The following is a 15,298-nucleotide window of genomic DNA, read 5'->3' as shown; positions in this document are numbered from 1 at the left end:
GAAGACCTGAACCGGCCGCCGACAGCGCGGCCCTTTTCATAGCGGACGCGAGGGAGCCCCGCCGGAGTCCCGGCGGACCTCGCACAAAGGAGACAACATGGGCGCCGTAACCGGAACCACCCTTTTGCTTTACGCGTTGATCGCGGTGATCGCACTGGTCGTGCTGATCGCGAAATTCAAGCTCAATCCCTTTATCACCCTGGTAGTCGTCTCGGTACTGCTCGGCTTTGCCGTGGGCATGCCGATGGGCGACATCGTCAAATCGTTCGAGGCCGGCGTAGGTGGCACGCTCGGCCACATCGCGCTGGTGGTGGGCCTGGGCACCATGCTCGGCAAGATGATGGCGGAGTCCGGCGGCGCCGAGCGCATCGCGCGCACGCTGATCGACGCCTTCGGCGAGAAGAACGTGCACTGGGCCATGGTGACCATCGCCTTTATCGTCGGCCTGCCCGTGTTCTTCGAAGTGGGCTTCGTGCTGCTGGTGCCGATCGCCTTCAACGTGGCCAAGCGTACCGGCACCTCCATGGTGCTGGTGGGCATCCCGATGGTGGCCGGCCTTTCGGTGGTGCACGGCCTGATCCCCCCGCACCCCGCCGCGCTGCTGGCGGTCACCGCCTACAAGGCGGATATCGGCAAGACCATCCTGTACGCGCTGATCGTGGGCATTCCCACGGCGGCGATCGCTGGACCGCTGTTCGCCAAGCTGATGACGCGCTACGTGACGCTGCCGGATGTGAATCCGCTGGCCGCGCAGTTCACCGAGGAAGACGAACGCGTGCAGGCCTCGCATGAGCTGCCGGGCTTCGGCATCACGCTGTTCACCATCCTGCTGCCCGTGATCCTGATGCTGATCGGCAGCTGGGCCGACCTCATCACCACGCCCAAGAGCTTTGCCAACGACTTCCTCAAGCTGATCGGCAACTCGGTGATCGCGCTGCTGATCGCCGCGCTGGTGAGCTTCTACACCTTCGGCAAGCGCCGCGGCTTCACCCGGGAAAACATCCTGAAGTTCACCAACGAGTGCGTGGCGCCGACCGCCATCATCACGCTGGTGGTCGGCGCGGGCGGCGGCTTTGGCCGCGTGCTGCGCGACTCGGGCATCTCCAACGCCATCGTCGACGTAGCCACCGGCGCCCATGTGTCGGTGCTGCTGCTGGGCTGGCTGGTCGCCGTGCTGATCCGGATCGCCACCGGCTCCGCCACCGTGGCCATGACCACGGCTGCCGGCATCGTCGCGCCGATCGCCGCCAGCGTGCCCGGCACCCGGCCCGAGCTGCTGGTGCTGACCACCGGCGCCGGCTCGCTGATCCTCTCGCACGTGAACGACGGCGGCTTCTGGCTGGTCAAGGAGTACTTCAACATGACCGTGGCCCAGACCTTCAAGACCTGGTCGGTGTGCGAAACGCTCATCTCGGTGATCGCCCTGCTTCTGACCCTGGCGCTTGCCACGGTAGTCTGACCATCCGGGCAGGCTCGGACCGGGTGCCCGCACGGCGCCCGCCGAAAGGGAGGAGGCACATGCGGTGTCCCTCCCTTTTTTATGCTGCCGGCAATGTGCTATTGTGTGCACCGCAGCAAATCATCGGCGCCCTGCGTTTTTCCTGCCGCTGCCATAGACCGGGCATCACCCGTCGCGCTGACAAGGTGTCACAAATCTTTCATACTGGGAAGCAGGTCCGGGTTTCCCCCTAGCGCTAGAATCGAGCCCCAACCGGAGGAAAAGAGCCATGCCCAAGAAACTCAGGAAAACCGAGGACGCTGTCCCGGCCACCACGACCGCGCCGGGCCTGATCGCCCTGCTCGACCACATCGCCAATGCCACGGCGCAAGGCCAGCTCGATCCCGAGTTCGCCCGCAAGCTGGGCAAGCGCGTGCGCAAGGAAGCCGACGCGCTGATCGAAGACCAGGCGTACTCGAACGCCCACGGCACGCAGATCAGGGCCGCTCTTGCCACGCTGGAAGAAGCCGTATCGGATAGCGAAGGCGGGCTGCTGGGCAAAGCCGTCAAGCGCCTGCGCGATGCCGACAAGCGCGCCGCGGAATCCACCACCACCAAGTAGAACTGCCTCAGAAGCGCATCGTTGCCGAAAGCAGCAGCGTGCGCGGCTCGGCTTGCGCCAGCCCGCCGTAGGCGTCAACCGCCGCCCAGTCATGCTTGTCAAAGACATTGCGGACATTGAGGCGGAAGGTGGTTTGCTTGCGCGCCACGGTAGTCTGGTAGCGCGCACCGATGTCGACGCGGGTCCAGTGCGGGATACTTTGCGTATTGGCCTGGTCGACATATTGCCGTCCCGTGTAGGCCAGCGCACCGGCCAGCGTCAGGCCTGGCGCGAAGCCGGCATCCCATTCGGCGCCCAGGTTGGCTTGCAGCGTCGGCGCGCCTACAGCCGCGTTGCCGGCCGACTCGGGGCTACTGCCGCGAACAATCCTGGCATCGAGCACGGTAGCGCTGGCCAGCAGCCGCACTCCGGCAACCACCTCACCAACTAGCCCGAACTCCAGCCCGCGATTGCGCTGCTCGCCGTCCGCCGCGAACAGCGTCCCGGACATCTGACCGCTTGCCTTCGATATCTGGAATGCGCTGACGGTCGCCATCACCCCGCCCTGCTCGACCTTCACGCCGAACTCAAGCTGCCTTGACTTGTAAGGCGCGAATACCTCGCCAGCATTGCTGGCGCTGCCGGGGGCAGTGTCGCCCTTGCTCAACCCTTCCGCGCGGTTGGCATACAGCGTGACGTGTTGCCAGGGCTTCACCACCAGACCGAGCATTGGCGTCCAGGCGCCCTGGTCGTAGTGCGAAGCTATGGCGCCGCCGGCGCTGAAATTGTCGGTCGTGACCTGCTGATGGCGCAGCCCCAGCGTCAGCTGCACGCGCTTGTCCAGCACCGACAGCGTATCGGCCAGGGCCGCGCCGGACAGCCGCGTCTGGGAGACCTTCGGCACGCCGGCGGGCGCCGCGATGTACTGCACCGGCAGCGACACGGGCTGGTAGAGGTTGGTCAGCGAGGTGGTCGTGGCGTTGTTGAAGCTGCGCTCCAGCTGGTCCCGATAGTCGCTCACGAGCATGCTCAGGTGATGGCTCACCGCCCCGGTGTCGAAGCGGGCGCGCAGGCCCGTGTCCACGGTGGTGCGGGCTACGTTGAACCGGTAGTTCGAGTCCAGCACGGCAATATCGCCCGCCTCGTTGATGATGGTGGGCGTGATGGCAAAGAGCCTGGCCACCCGGGTACGGCCGCCGCCGCCGGCAATGAACCAGGTGAGCTTGTCGCCGATGTCATACTCCGCCCGCACCAGCAGGGACTGGTCGCGGATGCTGGAGTGTTCCCAGGGTTGCGAGACATTGCGCCGCCCGTTGGGCGCATCGGGTACGTTGATGCCGGACGCGATATGCAAGAGGCGCGATGGCGCTGCGACCCTCTCCTGCTGGCCAATGAAATCCAGCGTCGCGCGCAGGCGCTCGCCCTGGTAGTCCAGTGCCAGCGCGCCGGCACCGGCGCGGCGCGACTGGTTGTCCAGGTTGGTGTCGCCCGCCCGATAGTTGCCATTGAAGCGAATGCCGAACTGCCGCTGCGCGCCAAACCGCCGGCTTACGTCAAGGTTGCCGCCCAGCTGCGATGACGCGGCATAGTCGGCCGTGACCTGGGTCAGGTCGGGACCGGTCGCCCGCTTGGGCACGATATTGATGCCACCGCCGACACTGCCGCTGGGCGCCATGCCGATCAGCATGGCGGTCGGGCCCTTGATCAGTTCGACCCGTTCGATGTAGCCGGTCGATACCCGATAGTTGGAGGCCACGCCGTACATGCCGTCGAAGGCGATCTCGCCGAAGTTGCCATTGCCAACGGGAAACCCGCGGATCGTGAAGGCGTCCAGGATGCCGCCAGGCTGGCTGACATAGCGCACGGACGAATCAACGGCCACCATATCGCCCACCGTGCGCGCCTGCTGGTCCTCGATCGCCTTGGCGGTGTAGCTGGTGATGCTGAACGGCGCGTCCATGATGTCGATGTTGCCCAGCAGCCCAAGCCTCGCGCCGCGCGCGACCTGCTCGCCGGCGAGAGCCGGGGGCAGCTCGCTCGCAGCCGCTGCCGCCCCGAAGATCGTGACCGTGGGCAGCAACGGCGCGGCCTGGGCGCCGGAGACCGCCTGTGCCTTGCGCAATGCGTACCCGCCTCCCGGCACTTCCACCGCTTCCAGGCCGCTGCCCGCCAACAGCGCCCTCAACCCGTCCGGCACGGTATAGAGGCCATTCAGTCCCGGGCTTTGGGCGCTGCCGAGCAGTGCGGCATCATAGGAAAGATCGATGCCGCCGACACTGGCAAAGCGATTGAGGACCGCGTAAAGCGGGCCGGGCGCGATGGCGAACATCCGCGCCTGGCCCGTGCTCGCCATCAGGCTTACCACCGGGCTTACCACCGGGCTCGCCTGCGCGAGCACCGCATCCGGCGCAATGCCCAAACCCAGGGCCAGACAAGCGAAGGCGCTGCAAAGCGCGAGGCGTCGTGCGGCCAATGCTTAGAAATCCACGCTCATGGAAGCCATGAAGGTCCGCGGCGCGCCGAGCGAGATCGTGCCGTAGGATGCCACCCCGGACCAGTACTTCCGGTTGAACGCATTGAACAAACCGGCCCGGAACGTCGTGGACTTGCCGTACATCGATGTCTTGTAGCGCGCGCCGAGATCAACGGTTGTCCACGACGGCACCTGCTGCGTGTTCGCCTGGTTGACGTACTCGCTGCCCGTGTAGTTGACCGCGCTGGTCAGCGTCAGGCCCGGAACCCACGGCAGGTCCCACTCGCCGCCGAGGTTGGCCATGACGGTAGGCACGCCCACGGGGCGGTTGCCAAGTGTGGCTGCGCTGTTGGTCTTGGTCAGCTCGCCGTCAAGCAAGGTCAGCCCGCCGAGCAGGCGCACGCCCTTGTAGGGCTGCCCCGATACGGTCAGCTCCAGCCCCTGGTTGCGTTGCTCGCTGTCGATGGCATAGACCGTCCCGTACAACTGGCCGCTGGGCTTGGTCATGCGGAACGCGGCGAGCGTCGCCATCACCTTGCCCGAGTCGAGCTTGATGCCCACCTCCTGCTGCTTGGTCTTGTACGGCGCAAAGACCTGCCCCGCATTCGACGCGGTCGCCGGCGCGATGTCTCCCTTGCTCAGCCCTTCCACGTAGTTGGCATAGAGCGAGATGTTGCGCCAGGGCTTGAAGACGATGCCGGCCAGCGGCGTGACGGCGCTTTCGTCGTACGAAGCTGTCTTCGCGCCGGTGGCAGCATAGTTGCTCGACTTGACCTGCTGGTAGCGCAGGCCAAGGGTGAACTGCAGGCGGTCGTCCAGCACGCTCAAGGTATCGGCCAGCGACAGGCCCGACAGCGTGGAGTCGGACACCTTCGGCACGCTTTGCGGGGCGGCAATGTTCTGCGCCGGGCGGTCGGCCGGGGCGTAAATATTGGATGTGACAGGCGTGCCGGACACGTTGGCGCTGGCGAAACGGTCCATATACAGGTTGGCCTGCAGCGCCAGCGCGTGCTTGACCGGCCCGGTCTCGAACTTGCTCCTGACACCGGTATCGAAGCTCGAGCGGTTGACCTGGAACTTCCAATTCTGCACGGCCGACGAAGTCGCGCCGGCCGAATTCAGGATGGTTGGCGTCTGGTCGGACAAGCGCGCCACGTCCGAGCGGGTACCGCCGGCATCGGCAAACACCGTCACGTTGTCGGTGAGGTCGTATTCCGCGTGCAGCAGCGTCGACACATCGTTGGACTTCCACCAGCCCCAGGGCTGGCTGACATTGCGCCTGCCGTCCGGCGCCGACGGTACCTGCACGCCGGCTGTGATCAGGAAGGGACGCGTGGGAGCATCGACCCACTGGTATTGCTCGATCAGGTCGAGCGAGGCCCGCAGGCGCTCGCCGCGGTAGTCGAGCGACAGTGCCGCCACCTCGGCGCGTGACTTCTGGTTGTCGAGCGCCGTCGGTCCCTGCCGGTGTAGGCCGTTGAAGCGAATGCCCCACTCTCGGTCTTCGCCGAAACGGCGGCTCAGGTCCACCGCGCCGCCCACCTGCGCGTCGGACGCATAGTCGAGCGTGAAACGCGTCAGGTCCGTCGCCAGCGCGCGCTTGGGCACGACATTGACCACGCCGCCGACACCGCTGTTCGGCGACATGCCGTACAGCAAGGCGGCCGGCCCCTTCAGCACTTCGACCCGCTCCAGGTACTCGGTAAACAGATGGTAGTTCGGCGACACGCCGTACACGCCGTCGAATGCGATCTCGGACAGGTTGCCCTCATTGATCGGGAAGCCGCGAATATAGAAAGAGTCGGTCACGCCGCCAACCTGGCCCGTGAAGCGCGTGGACGGATCGCTGTTCAGTACTTCGGCCAGCGTGGTGGCCTGTTGGTCCTCCAGGCGCTGCGCGGTGTAGTTGGTGACGGCGAACGGCGTGTCCATGACGCTCTTGTTGCCCAGCAGCCCCAGGCGGCCACCGCGCGCCACCTGGCCGCCCGCGTAGGGTTGCGCAAGCTCACCCGGCGTCTCGGCGCCGGCGGTGACGGTTACCGCCGGCAGGGTCGGCGCGGCGTCCGCGGGGCCTGCCTGCGATTGTGCCCTCACGGCAAACGGCGCCACTGTTGCGCCCATGGCAAGGCAGACCATAGCGTGGTGCACGGCGAGCGCAAACGGCTTGGGTCGGGGTGGGCGCGCAGCGGCGATGACAGTGGCATAACGAGTTGCAGACATGATTCCTTTCTCCGGCAGCGTTTGTTTAATTTGAGTTCCTACGCTGTAGGCCGGTCGAGAATCGAAATCCCCTCAATCTTCCTGACATATTTTTTCGGACACGCCTGGCATGGAGTCAATGCCCTCCCGCCGGGCCAACCGAAACCCAGAAGCGCGTGCGATAGACCACGGTGATCGGCTGCGCCTGCATCAGGAAGCGCAGCACCCGATCGGTGTCGCGCACGTGATACGCGCCCGAGATACGCAAATCGGCCACGCGCGGATCGCAGGCGATGTGGCCGGTGCGGTAGCGCGACAGCTCGGCCAGCACGTCCGCCAGCCGCATGTCCTTGCCCGCGATGACGCCATCGGCCCAGCCGTCCGCCTCGAACGGCTGCGGCGGCGCCGGCATGCTGCCGGCCTTGGCGAGCCGCCAGGTCGTCCCCGCACGCGCTACGTCGGTCGCCCCGCACGCAGCCGGGTGCAGTTCCACGGCGCCCTCCTGCACGGTAACGCGGGCGCGTTCGTCCTCGATGCGCACCACAAAGCGCGTGCCCAACGCACGCAGGCTGCCAAACGGCGTCTGTACCCAGAACGGCCGCACCGCTGCGCTGCTGGCCGCGAAGCCAGCATCATGTCCCGTGGTCACCAGGATCTCCCCGCGCCGCAGCGTGACCAAACGGCGCTCAGTGCCCAGCGCGGTACTGATGGCGGTATCGGTGTTGAGCACGATGGTGCTGCCATCGGCCAGGCGCAGGGTGCGCTGCTCGCCGGTGGCCGTGCTCGCGTCGGCGACCAGGCGCTGCCATGGCGCCAGTTCGCGCACGCTTGCCGCCGTGGCCACCGAGATGCCGGCCAATGCCAGCACCTTGAGCACCTGCCTGCGCTTTAGCCCGCCCACGCCACGCCGGGCGTCGGCAGCTTGCAGGGTACGCAGCGCCAGTGCCGGCGGCATGCCGGAGAAATCGGTGCGCAGTGCCTGCACGCGTTGCCAGGCAACCGCGTGCAGCGGGTTGGCGTCGTGCCATTGGGCGAATGCCTTGCGCGTGCTGGCGCTGGCCTCGCCGAAGTCGAGCTTGACCATCCAATGGATGGCCTGGTCGACGATGCGCGCGGGGATCGGGGGTTGCGGCCCGGCCGTAGCCGTCGGCTCGCCTGGCCTGGCTGGATCACGCACGGGCATCAGCCACCGAAACGCAAGCTGTAGCAATGGCGCAGCGCCGCCGCGACATAGCGCTCGGCGGTAGCCAGCGACACGCCGAGGCGCTCCGCGATCTGCCGGCAGGTCAGCCCTTCGAGCTGGGCCCACAGGAATGCTTTGCGCACCTGCGGCTTCAGCGCATCCAGGATGCGGTCGATGGCGATCAGGGTTTCCAGGAAAAGCAGCCGGCTCTCGGGCGACGGCGCCTGCGGCGCGGGCAGTTGCGCCAGCGTCTCCAGCCAGGCCAGCTCCAGCTCCCGGCGGCGCCAGTGCTCGATGACAAGGCCGCGCGCGATCGTGCTCAGGTAGGTGCGCGGTTCCCTGATATCGCACGGCTCGCGATGAAGCAAGCGGAGAAACACATCCTGTGCCAGGTCGGCGGCGTCAAACGCGTTGCCAAGCTGACGCCGCAGCCAGCCCTGCAGCCAGCGATGGTGATCGCTGTAGAGGGCATGGACATGCTGCTGTGACTGCTGTAACGCGGATTCTGCGGCGGCCATCGCTTCCCTTGCGTAGTGAAGTGTCTGGCACGGCCAAACTTAAATGAGAATGGTTCGCATTATATGGCACGGAAAATGATTAGTGCAACCAACCGCACAGCCAGGCGCACATATTGCAACGCAGCATCTGACGTAGAATCGACGCGATAGCCCGGCAAAGCCATCTAGTCCCGACATACCCGCCATTCTTTGATGCTTAACGTGTTTTTATCTGCTCACGCCAGCCTGCAGGTGCTACTACCCGACGCCAGTTGACCTGCCCATGGACCTGCTTTTTTCCTTAGACCCGTTGCGCCGGCTGGTCACCACTTCGCTGCTGGTGGCCGCCTCGGTGCCCAGCCCGCAGGCACAGACCGCCCCCGAAGCATTCCCACAGCGGACCGTGCACCTCGTGGTCCCTTTCACGGCGGGCGGCACCACCGACATCATTGCCCGTGTCATTGCCGATAAGCTGCGCACCCGACTGGGCCAGCCCGTGGTAGTCGACAACCGGCCGGGTGCCTCCACGATGATCGCGGCGGAGCTGGTCGCCAAGGCGCCCGCCGACGGATACACGCTGCTACTCGCCAGTTCCACCACGTTCAGCATGCTCCCCGCGCTGCGCACCAGCCTGCCCATCCCGGCGGAAGGCGCCTGGGCGCCGATCGGCATCATCGCGCAGGCGCCGGTCATGCTCACCACCCGATCGGACTCCGGCATCAAGTCGTTCGCGGACATGCTGGCGCGAGCAAGCGCCCAACCGGGCACCGTCACCTACGGCACCACCGGCCCGGGCACCGCGCAGTACATTGTGGGCGCCATGATCGAGGCCGACCTGCATGCGGACATCACGCCCGTGTCATATCGCGGCAGCACGCAGATCCTCGCCGACGTCATTGGCGGGCAGATCGACCTGAGCCTCGACCCCATCGCCGTTGCCCAGCCTTACCTCGAGTCTGGCAAGTTGCGCCCGCTGGCGATCAGTGCCGGGGCGCGCTCCCCGCAGTATCCGGGCGTGCCAACCTTTGCCGAACTCGGCATCGCCATGCCCGGCAATGCATTCTGGTTCGGCATTGCCGCGCCGCGCGCCACGCCGCAAGCGGTGGTGGAGCGGCTGGAAAAGGAATTGCAGGGGGTGCTTCTGGACCCTTCCGTGGAGGCAGTCTTCCAGCGGCAGTCGATCTGGGTCATGCGCGGCAACGCGGAGGATTTCCGCCGGCGCGTGCAGGGCGAGATAACGCAATATCGTCGGCTCGCAAAGGACGGCAGGGTGAAGCTCGAATAGCAGAAGCCCCGGGTACCTGTTACCAGGTACCCGGGGCTCCCATGGCAGCTCGCCTTTCCCAACGCGTGGCTGCCGCCGGCGGCCGCCCTGCGTGACAGGGCGGCCAGGCTTGCATCGATTACGCCTTGACGGCTGCCAGCGCGGCGTTCAGCGTCTTGCTGGGGCGCATCACGATGTCCAGCTTGGCAAAGTCGGGCTTGTAGTAGCCGCCGATATCGGCTTCCTTGCCTTGCACGGCCGACAGCTCGCCAACGATGACCTGCTCGTTGTCGGCCAGTTGCTTGGCCAGCGGCGCGAACTGCGCTGCCAGGGCAGCATCGTCGGTCTGTGCCGCCAGTTCCTGGGCCCAGTACATGGCCAGGTAGAACTGGCTGCCGCGGTTGTCCAGCTGGCCGGTCTTGGGCGACGGGTTCTTGTTGTTGTCCAGCAGCTTGCCAGTGGCGGCGTCCAGCGTCTTGGCCAGGATCTTGGCCTTTTCGTTGCTGGTCTTGATGCCGAGTTCTTCCAGCGACACCGCCAGCGCCAGGAATTCACCCAGCGAATCCCAGCGCAGGTGGTTTTCTTCCACCAGTTGCTTGACGTGCTTAGGCGCCGAGCCGCCCGCGCCGGTTTCATACATGCCGCCGCCGGCCATCAGCGGGACGATGGAGAGCATCTTGGCGCTGGTGCCCAGTTCCATGATCGGGAACAGGTCGGTCAGGTAGTCGCGCAGGATGTTGCCGGTCACCGAGATGGTGTCCAGGCCGCGGATGACGCGTTCCAGCGTGTAACGCATGGCGCGCACTTGCGACATGATCTGGATGTCCAGGCCGGTGGTGTCGTGATCCTTCAGGTAGGTCTCGACCTTCTTGATCATCTCGGCTTCGTGCGGGCGGTACGGGTCCAGCCAGAAAATGGCCGGCATGCCGGAGTTGCGCGCGCGCGTGACGGCCAGCTTGACCCAGTCGCGGATCGGTGCGTCCTTGACCTGGCACATGCGCCAGATGTCGCCCTCTTCCACGTTCTGCACCAGCAGCACTTCGCCGGTGGCGATGTCAACGATGCGGGCTTCGCCGGCCTCGGGCACTTCAAAGGTCTTGTCGTGCGAGCCGTACTCCTCGGCTTGCTGCGCCATCAGGCCGACGTTGGGCACGGTGCCCATGGTGACCGGGTCGAAGTTGCCGTTGGTCTTGCAGAAGTTGATGATTTCCTGGTAGATGCGGGCAAACGTGCTCTCCGGGATCACGGCCTTGGTGTCCTTCGGACGGCCATCGGCGCCCCACATCTTGCCGCCAATGCGGATCATGGCCGGCATCGAGGCGTCCACGATCACGTCGTTGGGCGCGTGCAGGTTGGAGATGCCCTTGGCCGAATCCACCATCGCCAGCTCGGGACGGTGTTCGTGGCAAGCGTGCATGTCGCGGATGATTTCTTCGCGCTTGGAGCTCGGCAGGCTTTCCAGCTTGTCGTACAGGTTGACCAGGCCGTTGTTGACGTTCACGCCCAGTTCGTCGAACAGCTTGCTGTGCTTCTCGAAGGCTTCCTTGTAGAAAATCTTCACGGCGTGGCCGAACACGATGGGGTGCGAGACCTTCATCATGGTGGCCTTCACGTGCAGCGACAGCATCACGCCGGTCTTGCGCGCGTCTTCCATCTGTTCTTCGTAGAAGTCGCACAGCGCCTTCTTGCTCATGAACATGCTGTCGATGATCTCGCCGTCCAGCAGCGACACCTTCGGCTTGAGCACGATGGTCTTGCCGCTCTTGGTGACCAGCTCCATCTTGACATCGCGGGCGCGGTCCAGGGTCATGGACTTTTCGCCATGATAGAAGTCGCCGTGCTTCATGTGCGCCACGTGCGTGCGCGAAGCCATGCTCCACTCACCCATGCTGTGCGGGTTCTTGCGTGCGTAGTTCTTGACGGCAGCCGGCGCGCGGCGGTCCGAGTTGCCTTCGCGCAGGACCGGGTTCACGGCGCTGCCCAGGCACTTCGAATAGCGTTGGCGGATGGCCTTCTCGGCATCGGTCTTCGGGTCTTCCGGGAAATCGGGAACCTTGTAGCCCTTGGCCTGCAGTTCCTTGATCGCGCTGACCAGCTGGTGCACGGAGGCGCTGATGTTGGGCAGCTTGATGATGTTGGTGTCCGGCTGCAGGGTCAGTCGGCCCAGTTCGGCCAGGTTGTCGGGCACGCGTTGTGCCTCGGTCAGGAATTCGGGGAATTCGCCCAGGATACGGCCCGCCACCGAGATGTCGCTGGTCGTCACGTTGATGCCGGCCGGGGCGGTGAAGGTGCGGATGATGGGCAAAAAGGCACTGGTCGCCAGCAGCGGAGCTTCGTCGGTCAGCGTGTAGATGATGGTGGGTTGCTGGGTACTCATTGCTTATCTCAGGATCAAGAAATAGGTTGGAGAACGCCACCGGCTGGGTCACAGCCCGGCAGGAATGCCCGAATTTTGCCTGAATTTTCTCCAGGGGGGTCTGAACCGCACGGGGTTTTTGCTTCGCAATCGCAAAACGCAAGTTCTGCGTGGGGGCAAGGCTAGCGCTGCGTGGCGCGTGCAGGGGCGGACAGCGCGCCGGCATTTGCCCCCACGCCGCGCCCATCTGGCGGGCCAACGGGCTTAACTGCGCTTAAAGCCAGCTAACATGCACAAAACCGCTGCGCTAGTCCCAAAAACTGCGGAATGCGGCGGCAGCGATCACGGGGACCGTCAGCACCAGCGGAATGGCAAAGTACGGAACTTCGAGATCTACGCGCCACTTGTAGATAAGCCAGGCGATGCCGGCCGCGAGCGTAACCAGGCCCACGAGCGCCGCGAGAACGTTCAGTACCCTGTCGGACGGGCGCCTGCGCGTCCGTTCTTTGGTGGAAAGCGCTTTCATCCCAGCTCCAATGCAGATCGTGACGGGCATTTGTTCTATTTTGCTCTATTAAAGGCTACTCCGGCGCCCTGCGTAAGGGCGAGTCATGGCGGGCAGCATGGTGAGAGTCTTGGCGCTTTGTGGGCCGCATTGGCCGGATCATGGGCGCCTTAGGGCAAAATACCGCCTTGAGCGGCCCGGCCGGGCCCGAAGAACAAGATGCTGACGGGCGAGCCCGCCACTGCGCGCACCACGCCGTTGCCTGCCGGCAAGCGCCTGCGCTACGGCAGGGCGGGCCCAGTACAGCATCGCCAGGGGACAGCTCGTCCTTCAACAGAGCACATCTGGAGCCATTGATGACCGACTCGAACATGTCTTTCCTAGGCAGGATTTCCCTTGCCGTGGGCACGTTTTTCAACATCCTGGGCGACCGCGAGCTTGCCGCGGGCGTGCGGCGCCTGCGTGACGGCACGGGGCCTGGCGCAAGTCCAGCGCCCGCTGCACCCGTTCCTGCCCCCATGGCCGCGGCACCGGCCCCGAGCGCGCTGAAAGAAGCGAGCCCCGAGGCCGCGCTCCAGCTGCTGGGCCTGCTCCAGCGCGACGCGCGCTTCATCGATTTTGTCGAGGAAGACATCGCCGGCTATTCCGACACGGAAATCGGTGCCGCCGCCCGGCTGGTGCATGACGGTTGCCGCGCCGTGCTGCGCGAGCATTTCACCATCCGGCCGGTGCGCGAGGAAGCCGAGGGCAGCCGCGTAACGGTGCCCGACGGGTTCGATGCCACCGCCATCCGGCTGACCGGCAACGTGGTCGGCAGCGCGCCGTTCAACGGCAGCATCAGCCACCGTGGCTGGCGCGTGGCGGAAGTCCGCCTGCCCCGGCTGGCCGAGCGCCATGACGCCACCGTGATCGCCCCGGCCGAGGTCGAGCTATGAGCGACCCCCGCTACTCGATCGGCATCGACCTGGGCACGACGCATTGCGCCCTCTCCTACGTCGACCTCACCGCCAGTGACGGCGAGAAGACCACCCAGGGCGTCCTGCCCATCACACAGCTCACCGCACCAGGCGCGATCGAAGATTGCGACCTGCTGCCGTCGTTCTTGTACCTGCCGCATCCGAGCGAGCTGGCTCCGGGCGACCTGGCCTTGCCGTGGAACGCCGCGCGGGACTTCGCCGTGGGCGAGCTGGCGCGCAGCCGTGGCGCGGCCACGCCGATCCGGCTGGTATCGAGCGCGAAGAGCTGGCTTTGCCACCCCGGGGTAGACCGCCGCGCGGCGATCCTGCCGAACGACGCGCCGGCGGAAGTGCCGCGCGTGTCGCCGCTCGAGACTTCCGTGCGCTATCTCTCGCACCTGCGCGAAGCGTGGGACCACGCGCATCCCGACGCCCCGTTCGGTGAGCAGGACATCACCGTCACCATTCCCGCGTCGTTCGATCCGGCCGCGCGGGAACTGACGGCAGAAGCCGCCGAATCCGCGGGCTATGCCCGCATGACCCTGCTGGAGGAGCCTCAGGCCGCGCTCTATAGCTGGATTCAGAACAGCGGCGGCCAGTGGCGCAAAGAGGTCAAGGTGGGCGACATCATCCTGGTCGTCGACGTGGGTGGTGGCACCACCGATCTTTCGCTGATCGCCGTGATCGAGCGCGAGGGCAACCTGGAGCTGCACCGCGTCGCCGTCGGCGAGCACATCCTGCTGGGCGGCGACAACATGGACCTGGCGCTGGCCCACGTGGTGGCGCGCAAGCTCGCGGCCCAAGGCACGCAGGCCGACCCGTGGCAACTGCGCGCGCTCACCTATGCCTGCCGCAGCGCCAAGGAAACCCTGCTCAGCGACCCAACCACGGACGCGGTGCCGCTGGTCGTGCCGAGCCGCGGCTCCAAGCTCATCGGCGGCTCGATCCGCACGGAGCTGACCCGCGCCGAGCTCACCCAGATCATCCTGGAAGGCTTTTTCCCGCAGGTGGATGGCTCTGCCCGCCCGGTCAGCCGGGCACGCGCCGGGCTGACGCAACTGGGCCTGCCGTACGCGCAGGACCCGGCCATCACACGACATCTGGCGGCGTTCCTGGGCCGCCAGGTGGCAGCGCTGGCCGAGATGGAAGGCCTGGCAGGCAAGGCGGCGCCGGGCGCGACCTTCCTGCATCCCACGGCGGTGCTGTTCAACGGCGGCGTGTTCAAGTCCGCCCTGCTGGTCGAGCGCATCCTGCAGACGCTCAACGGCTGGCTCGCCGCGGAAGGCGCGGCCCCCGCGCGCCTGCTGGGGGGCGCCGACCTGGACCTGGCTGTCGCGCGTGGCGCCGCCTACTACGGCTACGTGCGCCGCGGCAAGGGCGTGCGCATTCGCGGCGGCACCGCGCGGGCCTACTACATTGCGGTGGAATCGGCGATGCCCGCCATCCCGGGCTTCGAGCCGCCCATCCAGGCGCTGTGCGTGGCGCCCTTCGGCATGGAGGAAGGCACCGAGGCGCCGTTGCCGGAGCAGGAATTCGGGCTCGTGGTCGGCGAACCCGTGCACTTCCGCTTCTTCGGCTCGTCGGTGCGCCGCCAGGACCAGGTAGGCACCCTGCTCGACTTCTGGGGGCCCGAAGACCTGCAAGAGCTCGATGAAATCCAGGCCACGCTGCCGTCCGAAGGCCGCACGCCTGGCGAAGTCGTGCCGGTGAAGCTGCATGCCCGCATCACGGAGGCCGGCACGCTGGAGCTGGAAGCCGTGCCCCGTGGCACAGGCGAGCGCTGGAAGGTCGAGTTCGACGTGCGCGGCAACGCGAATGCCTGAGTG

General features: G+C 66.1%; 11 protein-coding genes. 5 read left to right on the top strand and 6 right to left on the bottom strand.

Going from position 1 to position 15,298, the window contains the following annotated elements; genetic code table 11:
• Window positions 1–97: 97 nt before the first annotated feature.
• Window positions 98–1,459, top strand: coding sequence for a GntP family permease (locus tag AC1RQK_RS01600; protein ID WP_174423583.1), 1,362 nt, complete (start codon window positions 98–100; stop codon window positions 1,457–1,459).
• Window positions 1,460–1,727: 268 nt separating this feature from the next.
• Window positions 1,728–2,060 (top strand): hypothetical protein, encoded by a 333-nt coding sequence (locus AC1RQK_RS01595; RefSeq protein ID WP_416052496.1) that lies wholly within the window; start codon window positions 1,728–1,730, stop codon window positions 2,058–2,060.
• 7 nt (window positions 2,061–2,067) lie between these two features.
• Here the strand turns inward: AC1RQK_RS01595 and AC1RQK_RS01590 are convergent, their stop codons facing one another.
• The 4 genes from AC1RQK_RS01590 to AC1RQK_RS01575 form a co-directional block, all read right to left on the bottom strand.
• Complete coding sequence (locus AC1RQK_RS01590; protein ID WP_492807294.1) at window positions 2,068–4,512, bottom strand: TonB-dependent siderophore receptor; 2,445 nt, start codon at window positions 4,510–4,512, stop codon at window positions 2,068–2,070.
• A gap of 3 nt (window positions 4,513–4,515) precedes the next feature.
• The gene (locus AC1RQK_RS01585; RefSeq protein WP_492807292.1) at window positions 4,516–6,732 is read right to left on the bottom strand and encodes a TonB-dependent receptor; all 2,217 of its coding nucleotides are present in this window, start codon (window positions 6,730–6,732) and stop codon (window positions 4,516–4,518) included.
• A 115-nt stretch (window positions 6,733–6,847) separates the two neighbouring features.
• Entirely contained in the window at window positions 6,848–7,894 is a 1,047-nt protein-coding gene (locus AC1RQK_RS01580) for a FecR domain-containing protein (RefSeq protein ID WP_492807291.1), read from the bottom strand.
• Window positions 7,894–8,412 (bottom strand): sigma-70 family RNA polymerase sigma factor, encoded by a 519-nt coding sequence (locus AC1RQK_RS01575; protein ID WP_492370848.1) that lies wholly within the window; start codon window positions 8,410–8,412, stop codon window positions 7,894–7,896. The genes AC1RQK_RS01580 and AC1RQK_RS01575 overlap by 1 nt, the downstream gene beginning before the upstream one ends.
• Window positions 8,413–8,674: 262 nt before the next feature.
• Here AC1RQK_RS01575 and AC1RQK_RS01570 point away from each other — a divergent pair, with 262 nt between their 5' ends.
• Complete coding sequence (locus AC1RQK_RS01570; RefSeq protein ID WP_492807288.1) at window positions 8,675–9,676, top strand: Bug family tripartite tricarboxylate transporter substrate binding protein; 1,002 nt, start codon at window positions 8,675–8,677, stop codon at window positions 9,674–9,676.
• Window positions 9,677–9,794: 118 nt separating this feature from the next.
• Here the strand turns inward: AC1RQK_RS01570 and AC1RQK_RS01565 are convergent, their stop codons facing one another.
• Complete coding sequence (locus tag AC1RQK_RS01565) at window positions 9,795–12,032, bottom strand: NADP-dependent isocitrate dehydrogenase (RefSeq protein WP_492807287.1); 2,238 nt, start codon at window positions 12,030–12,032, stop codon at window positions 9,795–9,797.
• A gap of 286 nt (window positions 12,033–12,318) precedes the next feature.
• Window positions 12,319–12,537: a hypothetical protein gene (locus tag AC1RQK_RS01560; RefSeq protein ID WP_492370850.1), complete on the bottom strand. Its 219-nt coding sequence runs from the start codon at window positions 12,535–12,537 to the stop codon at window positions 12,319–12,321.
• Window positions 12,538–12,872: 335 nt separating this feature from the next.
• On the opposite strand from AC1RQK_RS01560, the gene AC1RQK_RS01555 reads away from it, so the two are divergent.
• Window positions 12,873–13,451, top strand: a complete 579-nt coding sequence (locus AC1RQK_RS01555; protein WP_492370851.1) for a DUF2760 domain-containing protein — start codon at window positions 12,873–12,875, stop codon at window positions 13,449–13,451.
• Window positions 13,448–15,295 carry an Hsp70 family protein gene (locus tag AC1RQK_RS01550; RefSeq protein ID WP_492807284.1) on the top strand — a complete coding sequence of 616 codons (1,848 nt, stop codon included), beginning with the start codon at window positions 13,448–13,450 and terminating at the stop codon, window positions 15,293–15,295. Before AC1RQK_RS01555 ends, AC1RQK_RS01550 begins: the two co-directional genes overlap by 4 nt.
• Window positions 15,296–15,298 lie beyond the last annotated feature (3 nt).

The sequence above is a fragment of the Cupriavidus sp. GW822-FHT02D05 genome (genome assembly GCF_058802485.1).
The sequence above is the reverse complement of the archived record's forward strand: the minus strand, read 5'-3'. Positions and strand labels throughout refer to the sequence as shown.

Excerpts from the sequence above, each read along its gene's own strand:
- AC1RQK_RS01600 (WP_174423583.1), top strand. The coding sequence starts at position 98 with ATGGGCGCCGTAACCGGAACCACCCTTTTGCTTTACGCGTTGATCGCG.
- AC1RQK_RS01595 (WP_416052496.1), top strand. The coding sequence starts at position 1,728 with ATGCCCAAGAAACTCAGGAAAACCGAGGACGCTGTCCCGGCCACCACG.
- AC1RQK_RS01585 (WP_492807292.1), bottom strand. The coding sequence starts at position 6,732 with ATGTCTGCAACTCGTTATGCCACTGTCATCGCCGCTGCGCGCCCACCC.
- AC1RQK_RS01580 (WP_492807291.1), bottom strand. The coding sequence starts at position 7,894 with ATGCCCGTGCGTGATCCAGCCAGGCCAGGCGAGCCGACGGCTACGGCC.
- AC1RQK_RS01575 (WP_492370848.1), bottom strand. The coding sequence starts at position 8,412 with ATGGCCGCCGCAGAATCCGCGTTACAGCAGTCACAGCAGCATGTCCAT.
- AC1RQK_RS01570 (WP_492807288.1), top strand. The coding sequence starts at position 8,675 with ATGGACCTGCTTTTTTCCTTAGACCCGTTGCGCCGGCTGGTCACCACT.
- AC1RQK_RS01565 (WP_492807287.1), bottom strand. The coding sequence starts at position 12,032 with ATGAGTACCCAGCAACCCACCATCATCTACACGCTGACCGACGAAGCT.
- AC1RQK_RS01560 (WP_492370850.1), bottom strand. The coding sequence starts at position 12,537 with ATGAAAGCGCTTTCCACCAAAGAACGGACGCGCAGGCGCCCGTCCGAC.
- AC1RQK_RS01555 (WP_492370851.1), top strand. The coding sequence starts at position 12,873 with ATGACCGACTCGAACATGTCTTTCCTAGGCAGGATTTCCCTTGCCGTG.
- AC1RQK_RS01550 (WP_492807284.1), top strand. The coding sequence starts at position 13,448 with ATGAGCGACCCCCGCTACTCGATCGGCATCGACCTGGGCACGACGCAT.